The organism is Stenotrophomonas sp. TWI587 (assembly GCF_039674145.1).
GTDB lineage: Bacteria > Pseudomonadota > Gammaproteobacteria > Xanthomonadales > Xanthomonadaceae > Stenotrophomonas > Stenotrophomonas maltophilia_AY.
In genome coordinates this window covers 492,559-505,021 of the sequence record NZ_JBDJMW010000001.1, presented here as the reverse complement: position 1 = coordinate 505,021, position 12,463 = coordinate 492,559, and the positions used below count along the sequence as shown (strand labels likewise).

Annotated in this window: 9 protein-coding genes; 3 read left to right on the top strand and 6 right to left on the bottom strand. The window is 67.4% G+C overall.

The genetic code is table 11. From position 1 onward, the window contains the following. Positions 1–117 precede the first annotated feature (117 nt). Both lysS and prfB read right to left on the bottom strand, forming a co-directional pair. The gene (gene lysS / locus ABE464_RS02345; protein ID WP_346470566.1) at positions 118–1,635 is read right to left on the bottom strand and encodes a lysine--tRNA ligase; all 1,518 of its coding nucleotides are present in this window, start codon (positions 1,633–1,635) and stop codon (positions 118–120) included. Positions 1,636–1,761: 126 nt separating this feature from the next. Then, positions 1,762–2,887, bottom strand: a protein-coding gene (gene prfB, locus ABE464_RS02340) for a peptide chain release factor 2 (protein WP_179459037.1) whose coding sequence is annotated in 2 segments (ribosomal slippage) — positions 1,762–2,811 and positions 2,813–2,887 — 1,125 coding nt in all. Because the reading frame shifts where the segments join, the coding sequence is not laid out codon by codon here. Between the two features lie 204 nt (positions 2,888–3,091). On the opposite strand from prfB, the gene ABE464_RS02335 reads away from it, so the two are divergent. After that, positions 3,092–3,841 carry a M48 family metallopeptidase gene (locus tag ABE464_RS02335; RefSeq protein ID WP_346470565.1) on the top strand — a complete coding sequence of 250 codons (750 nt, stop codon included), beginning with the start codon at positions 3,092–3,094 and terminating at the stop codon, positions 3,839–3,841. Between the two features lie 50 nt (positions 3,842–3,891). On the opposite strand, the gene ABE464_RS02330 is transcribed toward ABE464_RS02335, so the two are convergent. Continuing rightward, positions 3,892–4,761 carry a LytTR family DNA-binding domain-containing protein gene (locus tag ABE464_RS02330; protein WP_346470564.1) on the bottom strand — a complete coding sequence of 290 codons (870 nt, stop codon included), beginning with the start codon at positions 4,759–4,761 and terminating at the stop codon, positions 3,892–3,894. Between the two features lie 190 nt (positions 4,762–4,951). Between ABE464_RS02330 and ABE464_RS02325 the strand changes: the two genes are divergently transcribed. Then, complete coding sequence (locus ABE464_RS02325; RefSeq protein ID WP_346470563.1) at positions 4,952–5,965, top strand: phosphatase PAP2 family protein; 1,014 nt, start codon at positions 4,952–4,954, stop codon at positions 5,963–5,965. Here ABE464_RS02325 and ABE464_RS02320 read toward each other — a convergent pair. Then, on the bottom strand, positions 5,904–8,783 hold the full coding sequence (locus ABE464_RS02320; protein ID WP_346470562.1) for a VIT domain-containing protein: 2,880 nt from the start codon (positions 8,781–8,783) through the stop codon (positions 5,904–5,906). The genes ABE464_RS02325 and ABE464_RS02320 overlap by 62 nt on opposite strands. A gap of 148 nt (positions 8,784–8,931) precedes the next feature. On the opposite strand from ABE464_RS02320, the gene ABE464_RS02315 reads away from it, so the two are divergent. After that, positions 8,932–9,981 (top strand): DUF1176 domain-containing protein, encoded by a 1,050-nt coding sequence (locus tag ABE464_RS02315; RefSeq protein WP_346470561.1) that lies wholly within the window; start codon positions 8,932–8,934, stop codon positions 9,979–9,981. 39 nt (positions 9,982–10,020) lie between these two features. Here the strand turns inward: ABE464_RS02315 and ABE464_RS02310 are convergent, their stop codons facing one another. Both ABE464_RS02310 and recJ read right to left on the bottom strand, forming a co-directional pair. Next, a complete protein-coding gene (locus ABE464_RS02310) occupies positions 10,021–10,665 on the bottom strand; it encodes a hypothetical protein (protein ID WP_346470560.1) in 645 nt (214 codons plus the stop codon). Then, entirely contained in the window at positions 10,658–12,322 is a 1,665-nt protein-coding gene (gene recJ, locus ABE464_RS02305) for a single-stranded-DNA-specific exonuclease RecJ (protein WP_346470691.1), read from the bottom strand. The genes ABE464_RS02310 and recJ overlap by 8 nt, the downstream gene beginning before the upstream one ends. Between the last annotated feature and the right edge of the window lie 141 nt (positions 12,323–12,463).

Sequence of the window (12,463 nt, the reverse complement as noted above, 5' to 3'; positions counted from 1 at the left end):
TGATCCGTGGCCATCACGCCATAGCACCTGGCTAAGGCCACGCAGAAACCATACTCGCGCGGCCACGGGAGCGGAACCCCCATCCGGACGTGCCCCAAGCACGCCCGGACCTGCGTCTCAGTTTTCGGGACGCATGTACGGGAACAGGAGCACATCACGGATCGAGCTGCTGCCGGTCAGCAGCATCACCAGCCGGTCGATGCCGATACCCAGCCCGCCGGTCGGCGCCATGCCGTACTCCAGCGCGCGGATGTAATCGGCGTCGTAATGCATGGCCTCGTCATCGCCGCCCTCCTTCGCCGTGACCTGGGCCTGGAAGCGGGCCGCCTGGTCTTCCGGGTCGTTCAGCTCGGAGAAGCCGTTGGCCAGCTCCTTGCCATTGATGAACAGCTCGAAGCGGTCGGTGTAGCCCGGCTGGTCGTCGTTGGCACGCGCTAGCGGCGAGACTTCCACCGGATGGTCGGTGATGAAGGTCGGCTGGATCAGGGTGTGTTCCACCGTGGCCTCGAAGATCTCCAGCAGCAGCTTGCCCCAGCCGTAGGACGGCTTGATGCGGATCTTCAGGCGCTCGCAGTGGGCCACCAGCGCATCGCGATCGGTGCAGTCGGCCGCACTGATCTCCGGATTGTGGTGACGCACCGCCTCGTCCATGCGCCAGCGTCGGAACGCCGGGGCCAGATCGATCGTAGCGCCGTCCCACTCCACCGTGGTGGTGCCCAGCACCTTGCTGGCCACGTCCCGGATCACACCCTCGGTCAGGTCCATCACTTCGGTGTACGTGGCGTAGGCCTCGTACAGCTCCATCATGGTGAATTCCGGGTTGTGGCGGGTGCTGACGCCTTCATTGCGGAAGTTGCGGTTGATCTCGTACACGCGCTCCAGCCCACCCACGACCAGGCGCTTGAGGTACAGCTCCGGGGCCACGCGCAGGTACAGGTCAAGATCCAGCGCGTTGTGGTGGGTGGTGAACGGCTTGGCCGTAGCACCGCCGGGGATGTAATGCATCATCGGCGTTTCGACTTCCAGGAAGTCGCGGTTGTCCAGCCAGGCGCGCATGGCGCGGATGATCCGCGAGCGCTTGATGAACACCTCGCGCGACTCCGGGGTCACGATCAGGTCCACGTAGCGCTGGCGGTAGCGCTGCTCCACGTCGGCCAGGCCATGCCACTTGTCCGGCAGCGGGCGCAGCGACTTGGTCAGCAGGCGGATGCTGGTGGCCTTGACCGACAGTTCACCGGTCTTGGTGCGGGTCAGCCCGCCCTCCACGGCGATGATGTCGCCCACGTCCCAGCCCTTGAAGGCGGTGTAGGCATCGCCCAGGGTGCTGCCCTGCAGGAACAGCTGGATGCGGCCGGACTCGTCCTGGATCTGGGCGAAGCTGGCCTTGCCCATCACGCGCTTGGCCATCAGGCGGCCGGCCATCTTGACCTGGCGGTCAGTGGCTTCCAGCGCTTCGGCGGTCCACTGTTCGGCGTCGGCGAACTCGGCCTGCAGGGTGCCGGCGAAGTGCTCGCGGCGGAAATCGTTCGGGTAGGCGATGCCCTGCCCGCGCAGGGCGGTCAGTTTCGCGCGGCGCTCGGCGATGAGGCTGTTCTCGTCGACGGGGGGCTGCGGCGCGGCGGTCTGATCGTTCATGGCGTGGGTCTATGTATGTCGGGGGGAGGTACGGTCCCCGCCATCATGCCGATGGTCGGGGCGGATTGCGAAACCGGGCGTCACCCGGGCACAACGGATCGGGGCCGCGCGCGGCGGCCCCGACGGTCAGGCGTCGGTGCGTTTGGCACCCACGGCCAGGCCGGACTTCAGGCTGGCTTCGACGAATTCGTCGAGGTCGCCGTCCAGCACCTTCTGCGTATCGGAGCGTTCGATGCCGGTGCGCAGGTCCTTGATGCGGCTCTGGTCGAGCACGTAGTTGCGGATCTGGCTGCCCCAGCCGATATCGGACTTGGTGGCTTCCACCGCATCGCGCTCGGCGTTGCGCTTCTGGATCTCCAGCTCGTACAGCTTGGCGGCCAGCATCTTCATCGCGTTGTCGCGGTTCTGGTGCTGGCTGCGGCCGGTCTGGCAGGCCACGACCGTGTTGGTCGGGATGTGCGTGATACGCACCGCCGATTCGGTCTTGTTGACGTGCTGACCACCCGCGCCCGAGGAGCGGTACACGTCGGTACGCAGGTCGGCCGGATTGATGTCGATCTCGATGTTGTCATCGACTTCCGGGGACACGAACACCGAGGTGAAGCTGGTGTGGCGGCGGTTGTCCGAATCGAACGGCGACTTGCGCACCAGGCGGTGCACGCCGGTTTCGGTCTTCAGCCAGCCATAGGCGTAATCGCCTTCCACGCGCAGCGTCGCGGACTTGATGCCCGCGACGTCGCCGCCGGAGACTTCCATCAGCTCGGTCTTCCAGCCGCGCGATTCGCACCAGCGCAGGTACATGCGCAGCAGGATTTCGGCCCAGTCCTGGGCTTCGGTACCGCCGGCACCGGCCTGGATGTCGACGAAGGCCGCCGCGGTATCCATCTGCCCGGAGAACATGCGCTGGAACTCCAGCTGTTCGACGTGCTTCTGGTACTTGTCCAGGTCGCTGACCACGGCCAGGGCGGTTTCTTCGTCCTGCTCGCTTTCGGCCAGTTCCAGCAGTTCACCCGACTCGGTCAGGCCGTCGAGGATCGTGGCGATGCCGCCGACGGTCTTGTCCAGATTGGCGCGTTCGCGGCCAAGATTCTGGGCGTACTCGGCGTTGTTCCAGATATCCGGGTTTTCCAGTTCCCGGGTTACTTCTTCCAGACGCTCTTTCTTGGCGTCGTAGTCAAAGATACCCCCTGAGCGAGAGCACGCGATCGGTGAGATCGGTGATGCGCTGGCGGACAGGATTGAGCTCGATCATGTCGGCGATTAATGCGTGCGAAAAGACTGTCCATCATAGCCTATCCGGGGCTTTCCGGCGGCAGCCGGGGTGCAGGGCCCCCTCTCCCGGCTGCGAAAACGACATCACTGAACACGGGCGCCCGGCCAGACGGTAGACTTCGCCCCCGCTGCGCGGCCCCCTGCCCGCGGCGTCCCCCAACGCACTACATGGAGCACTACCCCGATGAGGACGTCATCCTCCGCCCTGCTGCTGGCGCTTGCCTGCCTGACCGCTTCCACCACCGCTTCGGCCCTGGACCTCAAGCAGCTGACCAGCACCGGCCTGAAGGCCGGCCAGGCATTGACCCTGTCCGACCAGGACGTGGCCAAGGCCGCCGACGAAGCCTGCGTCTACATGGACCAGCAGAACAAGGTCGCCCCCGCCAACAATCCGTATGCCCAGCGCCTGGCCAAGATCACCCAGGGCCTGGCCAACGAAGACGGCATGAGCCTGAGCTTCAAGGTCTACCTGACCGAAGACGTCAACGCCTGGGCCATGGCCAACGGCTGCGTGCGCGTGTACTCCGGGCTGATGGACATGGCCTCGGACGATGAGGTGCGCGGCGTGATCGGTCACGAGATTGGTCACGTCAAACTGGGCCACTCCAAGACCAAGATGCGCACCGCCCTGCTGGCCTCGGCAGGTCGTGACACGCTGGCCGCCTCAGGCAATGCCAATGTCGCCGCCCTGACCCAGGGCCAGCTCGGCGAACTGGCCGAAGGCTTCGTCAACGCGCAGTTCTCGCAGAAAGAAGAAAGCGCTGCCGACGAATACGGCTACCGCTTCATGAAGCGCCACCAGTACGACCCGGCCGCATTGGCCAGCATGTTCCGCAAGCTGTCCAGCGATGGCGGCCTGATGTCCTCGCACCCGGGCTCGGAAGCCCGCGCCGGGCGCATCGACGCAATGATCAAGAAAGACAGCAAGCGCTGAGTGCCACACCGGCATCCTGGTCCGCCAGGGTGCCGGTCAGCCAGGCAGGATCAGTCCGGCGCCTGCACCGCCAGCGCCTGCCGGAACGAGGGAAGCTGCCGCCGGCTGCACGGCACCCGGCCTCCATCGTCCATGTGCAGCAGGGCCTCGCCCCCGTCCAGCGGCTCGATCGAGACCAGGTGACGCACGTTCACCAGCCAGCTGCGGTGGGCACGCACGAAAATTCCCGGATCCAGTCGCTCTTCCAGTGCCGCCATGGTGCTGCGCAGCGGGTAATCGTGCCCGCGCACCCGCAGATTGACGTAGTTGCCGGCCGCCTGGGCATATTCGATATCACCGGTGGCCACCAGGAAGTCGCGCCCCAGCTTGCGTACCAGGAACCGCTCCGGGCGCTCCACTGCGTCCACCGGCGGGGCATCGTCCGGTGCGGCCAGCAGATGCGCCTCGCCCTGCCGACGCCGCCCGAACCAGCTGAAGAAGTGCTCGATCGCCACGAAGGTGAAGAACGCACGGACGTCCTTGAGGTACTCGTACAGCAGGCGTACCGGCCAGGTGGCATCGTCCTGGTAGTGGTAGCCCAGCGCGGCATAGGCCAGATGCCGCAGCGCCATCATCCCGGTCACATGCACCAGCGACCACGCCACGCTGGCCAACAGGTACAGGGGCAGCCGTCGCTTCCAGGTATCGGCGTGCAGCGGCCAACGCTGGCAGCCCCACCACAGCACCGGCAAGGTCAGCAGGATCATCGCGACGCTGCTCAGCTCCCAGATCATCGGTTGCCACAGGCCGAGATCGTCACCACGGCGAGCCGCATCCATGACTTCGACCAGCGCATTGGCCACCGCACTGGTCAACAGGATTACCGACCACACCAGCATCCGTGCACCCGGCCGCCACCGCGCGGCCCTTCCGTTCGCCATTGAATCGTCCATTCGCAAAGGGTCGTCAGCCTGCCTCATCTCTCCATGGTAGTGCGCCCCACCCGTCCCCGGGCGACCGCCATTCGTCACTTGGCGCGGCGTCGCCTGGCTGCGTCCTCTTTTCGGACTGCGCCGGCAGCGGCTATCGTTGCCGGTCACGCGGGCGGTGGCCCAGCACTGAGGAATACGGATGTTCCAGACCCATTGGCATGTGTGGCTGCAGTCGTTCTTCGATGCAGCATGGATGTTGCCGCTCATGAGCTTTGTCAGCACGCTGGGCTACGAGTGGGCGTACGTGCTGTTGATCGTGGTGTGCAGCTTCGGGGTGCGCCTGCGTGCCGGGCTGGGCGTGATGCTCGCGGTGCTGCTGATGTCGATGGCCACGCACGCGATCAAGCAGGGTGCTGCCCTGCCCCGCCCCAGCGATGTCGACATCCTCGTGCTGGACAAGGGCCGCCCTGGCCATGCGCTGGTGGCCGATGGCGCTGCCGGATCGTTCTGGTCGCTGCCGACCGATGAGGCAATTGCAGCGTTGCGTGCGCAGCCGGATCCAGACTACGGATTCATCAGTGGTCATGTGGGCGTGGCCACGGCGGCGATGACGGCGCTGGTGCTGTGCTTCGGCACCCGCAGCCGCGGCTGGCGGCTCGCGCTGCTGATCGGCTGGCCGCTGTTGATGGCGCTGTCACGCATGTACCTGGGCCGGCACTTCCTGTCCGATGTACTGGGCGGCTGGCTGGTCGGGATGGCCTTGGGCTGGTTTGCCTGGCAGTGCCTGCCCACCCCCGCGCATCACAATCGAACGCGTTACCTGCTCCTTGCCACGCTGGGCGTTGGGGTGACGGCAGCGGCGTTGACCGGCGACCTCGTCCCGGCAGACAGCGCCGGGCGTTACCTGGGGCTGCTGCTGGTCTTCGGCTTTCTGCACTGGCGCGGCTGGCCGGCGGATCCGCACACGCCGTGGCAGCGGATCGGGCGGGTGCTCGTCGTGGTCGGGCTTTATCTTGTCATCAGCCCTGTTCTGGGCGCAGTCGCCACTGCACTGGCACTGCCTGACACGGCGGTGGTGGAGGCAGTGTTCAACGCCATCGGCAACGCGGCGATCTTCATCGGCGGCATCGCCTTGGCAGGGTATTGGCCGCTCACTTCACCTCGAATTCCCCGACCAGCACCGTCTCCGCACGGTCCTTCAACCGCAGCGTGACCTGCTGGTCGCGCTGGTCGCGGCTGCCCCACTTGGTGCTCAGGCGCAGCATCAAGGTGGTGGCGCCGGTAACCACCTGCTCGCGGCTGCCGAAGTAGTTCGCTTCGATCTTGTAGGTGCCGGGCTTGGCATCACGCAACGAGAACTGCTCCGGTCCATAGCCGCCGGTGAAGTCCTGCGACATCTGCCCGCCCTGGTAGGTCAGCCGGTTGCCGTAGTAGGCGCGCTCGCCATTGGGATCGGTGACCCACAGGTCCATGTCGCTGTTGTCGCTGTCCCAGCTCAGCACCACGCGCAGGTCCAGCGGCATCGCACGGCGCAGGCGCGGGTCGATGGCCGAGGCGTCGACGCGCTCGCGTGCGATCAGTCGGGTCAGTTCATCCAGCGCGATCAGCGAGATGCCGTCGAAGCGGCCATCCCACGGTCGCACCACCACTTCATACAGCGATGCCACCGCCGCCTGGTACTCCCCGGCTGCTTCCAGCGCCAGGCCGAGATCACGGAAACTCTGCGGCTCCTCCTCGCCCATCACCAGCACCTGGCGGAACACCGGCACGGCCAGCGCCGGCGCCTTGGCCTGCATCAGGCGATAACCAAGCACGCGCAGCACGTGGCGATTTTCCAGTTCCATCTCGGCAAGGTTGGAGAGCACGCGCAGGGCCAGGTCGCGCTGTCCGCTGGCCAGCAGTAGATCGGCCACGTCCAGATAGAAGGCGCTGCTACCAGCGTGCTGTTCGCGCTCCTGCAGATACAGCGGATACAGCTGCGCCGGCGTGGCGTGGCGCAGACGGCGCGCGTAGGGCGAGTCGGGCGCCCACGGCGCCAGGGTCAGGGTGATCTGCCCGCGGTTGGCTTTGGGGGCCGATTTGGCGAGGCGCTCGCTCGAGGCGTCGGCCTGGTCCGCGACCAACGAAGCCGTCATCTCCACCCTGTCCAAGGCCATCGAAGCCGAAGGCGCCGGCGGTGGCGGCGCCATCGCCATGGCGACCGGTGCGGCGACGGACCGCGATTCCGGCTTGGGCCGCGGCGGCGCACCCTTGGGCCAGCGCGTGTTCCACCACTGTTCGCGCTCGGCGAACTGGCGGGCGATGCCATCCAGGCGGCGCTTCCGCTCGCTTGCCACATCCGCCACCGTCAACGCATGGCGCTGGTCGTAGGCCGCGCGCAACGGACCCGGCGGACGGATGCCGTAGCGCAGGTAATCTTCCAATGTTTCAAGAACCAGCAGCGAGGTATCGGCGGTCACCACACCGAACTGCTGCGACAACGCCTTGGCGGCCTGCGCCCCGGCCGGGTCCGCCGCCAGGGCCGCCAAGCGGGCATTCGCCCACGCGTGAGCCACCAGGCCGCCTTCCACCCCCCGTGCGTTCGCGACGTTGAGCGTGATCGGTTGTGGATCACTGCCGCCACCGCGCAGCGACAGCAGCACTGTCGCATCGGGACGCAGCACACGGCCGGTGACACGGATCCAGCCCTGTGTGGCGCTGGAGGCATCCACGTTCACGTCCTCCACGCCACGTGCCACGACATCGGCCACGTCGACCGGCTGCTGGAGCAGCAGCGGCATCACGCCCGGCACGTCTGCCTCACTGCTCACCTGCAGCAGCTGCCCATGATGGGCGCCGGTCCAGGCGCGCAGGCGCGGGGTGTCGGTCTTCGCACCGGCGCTGCTCAGCGCATAGAGGCGTTGATTGGGCGACAGGGTGGGCAACGTCTGGCTGCCGTAGTTGGCCAGGCCATCGCTGACCAACAGGTACTCGCCGATGGCGGGGTTCGGCGTCCAGTCGCCCAGCGCACTGGCGCCATCGTTGGGCAGTGCCCTCAGGTACTCGCGCAGTGCTGACCAGTCGCCCTTGTTGACGGTGAACTCCCGCGGCGTTTCGCTGCGGTCACGCAGCACGGTCAACTGGACCTGACCGGTGCCGAGGGCCTGGAAGTAGCGATCCAGCACAGCGAGTTCAGCCGCACCGTTGCGCGTACCGGCCGAGCCAGACGCATCCCAGAGCAGGCCGATACGCGCCGGCAGGATGCGCGCAGCGGTGGACGTGCGAACCGGCACGCTGGCCAGCAGATAGCGCTGCCCCTCATGCAGACCGGTGACCACGTCAGTGCTGCGCGCGAGCGGAAGGCTCCACTGCAGCTGTGCAGGCAGATCCGCGCCCCGCCCCTGCCACTGCGCCGCATAGGCGCCGGTCTTCACTGTGAATCCCAGTGGATTGGAGCCCACGGCGACCGGCTGGCCCGTCCCGCTCGCCTCGAGCTTCACCGTTACCTGCTCGGCCTGGCGTGCGAAGAACACGGGCAGTGACCACTGCAGGCCCTGCGGAACGGTCGGCAGGCTGTCGCGCAGCACCAGACGGACGCGACGCTCACCACGCGCCGGGATGGGATAGAGCCGCAGCCGGAACTGATTGCCGGCGGTCTGTTCCAGCTGCCCCGGATCAACCTGGCGCCGCTCGATCGCCTCGAACACCTGGCGGCCCTGCGCCTTGGGGACCGGCACCGCGTCGCGCAGCGCGCCATCGATATCCAGTGCGAACCCGGCCACCTGTTGGCCCGCGGCCAGCGGGAACGCCAGCTGCCCTTCCAGCACCCGCGCGTTGGGATTGTGGAAGGTCAACTCGATCGTGGTCTCACCCAGCCCCGCCATGACACGACTGTCGATACGGGCCTCGGTCAGCCGCACCGGCACCTCGGCGCCGGCGACCTGCAGGATGGGGGGGCGTGGCGGCGGGAAACGCCGCGCCTGTGCGTGGGCGCTGGGCAGCTGCCAGCACAGCAGCGCGAGCAGACCGATACTGCGCAGTGCGATTCCCATGTGACGCTCCTGATCTGATGACACCTCCTTGAACGCACGGCGCACGAGAACGGGGTTGAGCGGCGGCAATCGCCTGTTCCGGTCATGGACGCCTCATCCGTGCTGGGCCAAGATCGCCCTCCACGGATTGATGGACCAAGGATGCCGCATGCTCCTGTTGTTGACCGCCCCGCTGTTGATGGGGCTCACCCTGCCCGGTTACGCCGCCGCCCCCATCGAGGGCGTGACGTTCACCCACCACGACTGGACGCTGGCCTGCGACAACACCCGTACCTGCCGCGCCGCCGGTTATCAGGCCGACGACAATGGCGGCGACCCGGTCTCGATCCTGCTCACCCGCGCGGGCGGGCCGGACCAGCCGGTGCAGGCTGAACTGATGCTCGGCCAATACGACGACAACTCCGCCACCCAGCGGCTCAGCCTGCAGATCAACGGCACCTCGCTGGGCCCGATGCAGTTCGACGCCGCCGATGGAACCGCCACCTTTTCCGCGAAGCAGCTGGCTGCCCTGCTCGCTTCGTTGGCACGCAACAGCCGCATCGAGCTGATCGGCGACGATGGCGCGCGCTGGACGGTCTCTGATCAGGGCGCCTCGGCCGTGCTGTTGAAGATGGATGCGTTCCAAGGTCGCCTTGGCACACCCGGCGCGTTGATGCGCAAAGGCACCCTCGCCGAATCCTCGGTGCCGCCCGCACTGCCGATGCCGGTCGTGCGACTGGGCAAGCCGGTGGCGACCCGCCCGGCGGACACCGCGCTGGCCGCATCGCCGGCGCTGCGTGCCGCCCTCGCAGCAGTGACTTCAGCCGACGATTGCGAAGCGCTGGGACCCAGCGGCAGCGTGTCGCCCGGCGAGGAACCCGAAGCGCTGACGGTGCAGCGGCTCAGTGCCGACAAACTGCTGGTCTCGCTGAGCTGCTGGCGCGGCGCGTACAACACGGGTGACGGCTACTGGGTGATCAACGACCGCGCGCCGTACCAGCCGCGACTGGTCACCACGGCAGCGGTCGGTGATGAGGTGCGCACCATCCAGGAGGCGCACAAAGGCCGTGGCCTTGGCGATTGCTGGTACTCCACCACCTGGGGCTGGACCGGCACACAGTTCGTCAGGACCGCCGACAGCAGCACCGGCTTGTGCCGCCTGGTGTCCGCCGGTGGCGCCTGGGAAATGCCGACGCTGGTGACCAAGGTGCAGGAATAAACCACTCGATCGACGCGATCACCGTTGGCCCGGCGATGCTCAGTCGTCGCCGTCTTCCCAGCCGTCGAACGGAAACAGCGCGGGCAGGATCGTCTCCATGACCGCCATGCTCTGCATCACGGCGTGGTCGGCCGAGTACGGGCGCGAGAATACGGCGTGATGTGCGTGCACAGACCTGTCCGGTGCGCTGGACAGGTGTTCGACGTAAGCGGCCAGCAGACGTTGCGCGGCCTGATGCCGATCCGGACCGTCCTGGGCCGCGCGCAGCGCTGCATGCACGGGACGCAACGCAGCGGGATCGGGCAGCTGGCAGGTATACGCCAGCGCCCCTGCCTGATCGTCGGCATCCCGGTAATCGTCCGGGTCGTCCGAGGGCTGGTAGGCCGTGGCCACGCAGCGGGTCCTTCTCAGCCGCGCCATCACCGCGGCAACCGCATCGTCGACTGTGATCGGACCGGTGGACGCGCCGTCTCCGCCCTCGATCCGTGCGGCCAGTTCCTGCCGCAACAACCATGCCACGCTCTGGCGCGAGCCTTCCAGGTCCGGGAATTCGAACCCTTCGCGGGCGGAGAGTCCGGTGCGTGCGGTCTCGTCACCCTGCAGCACGATGCGGCTCTGCAGATCGAAACGTTCGGTAGGCGACAGGCGCATGTGGGTCTGCGCGGTGCGGCTCAGGTCAGGCATCCGCGCAGTGCTCCACGATCAGCTGGATCGCCCCGCCGCCACGGTAGTCATCGCTGACCAGCCGGTACGCGATATGGACGTTGTTGGCCGGTGCGTTGCCGGTCCAGCCGCTGAAGTGGATCGCGCTGATCGGCTCGGCGCGGCCCGGCACGCGCAGGCTCAGTTTCAGGTGCTTCTCTTTGAGCACCTGCCAGCGCGCCACCTGGAAGTGGCCATCGAACAACGGCTCGGGAAAGCCCTGCCCCCATGGGCCAGCCAGACGCAGCGCCTCGGCATGCGCGAAGTCCAGCTCCTGCGGCAACAGCTCACCGTCGGTGAGCAGTTGCTGCTGCAGCGAGAGCGGATCCAGGGTGCGCTCCACCACGTCGACGAAGGCCTGCTCGAACGCCGCCAGCTGCGCGTGCGGCAGGCTCAGGCCGGCGGCCATGGCATGCCCACCAAACTTGTCGATCAGGCCCGGGTGCGCCGCGTTGACCAACGCCAGCGCATCCCGGATGTGGAAGCCGGGAATCGAGCGCGCCGAACCACGCAGCGAATCGCCGCCCGGCTCTGAAGGCGCAAACGCGATCACCGGGCGGTGCAGGCGATCCTTCATCTTGGAAGCGACCAACCCAACCACGCCCGGATGCCATTCGGCATCGAACAGACATGCCGCAACCGGGCGCACGCCCTCCGCACTGAGCACCGCACGGGATACGGCCAGTTCGGCGTCGTCGGTCATCAGCTGCTGGACCGCGCGGCGCTCGGTGTTGATCGATTCCAGCGTCGTGGCGATCTCACGCGCCTGGGCGCGGTCTTCGGTGAGCAGCAGCTCGATGCCCAGCGCCATGTCTTCCAGCCGGCCGGCCGCGTTCAACCGTGGGCCGAGCGCGAAGCCAATGTCGCTGCCGGTCAGCCGCGAGGCATCACGCCCGCTGGCTTCGATCAGCGCCTGCAGACCGACGCAGCCCTTGCCGCTGCGCAGCCGGCGCAGACCGGCCGAGACCAGGGCGCGGTTGTTGTCATCCAGCGCCACCAGATCGGCGACGGTACCCACCGCGACCAGATCCAGCAGGGTCAGCAGGTCCGGCTCGGGCGTGGTGGCGTACGCGCCCTGCTCGCGCAGGTGGCGGCGCAGCGCCATCAACACATAGAAGATCACCCCGACGCCGGCCAACGCCTTGCTCGGGAAGGCATCGCCGCTGATGTTGGGGTCCACGATGGCGTCGGCCGGCGGCAGGTGCTCGCCCGGCAGATGGTGATCGGTGACCAGTACTTTCCAGCCCAGTGCCTTGGCCGCGTTGACGCCGGCATGGCAGGCGATGCCATGGTCGACCGTGACCAGCAGGCCGGGTTTGAGCGGGGCCAGCTCGGCCACCAGTGACGGCGACAGGCCATAGCCGTGCAGCATGCGGTTGGGCACCGCGTGCACCACATCGCGCGCGCCAAGCATGCGCAGGCCGCGCACCCCGACCGCACAGGCAGTGGCGCCGTCGCAGTCGAAATCGCCGACGATCAGGATCCGTTCGTTGTTGGCGATCGCATCGGCCAGCAGCGTTACCGCAGCCTGCATGCTGCCCAGCAGATCTGGCGCATGCAGCTGGGCCAGCTTCGGCTGGGCCTGTGCGGCATCGGTCACCCCGCGCGCGGCGTACAAGCGCTGCAGCAGCGGCAACATGGAGGACGGCCACTCGCTGACGGCGGCGGCAGGACGGCGCTGGATACGGGGTGCTTCAGACTGGGTCAAAACGGGCTCGATCAATGACGTGCGCGACCATGATACCGCCCTGCCACGGATGGAGCCGGCGGCTGGCCGGCT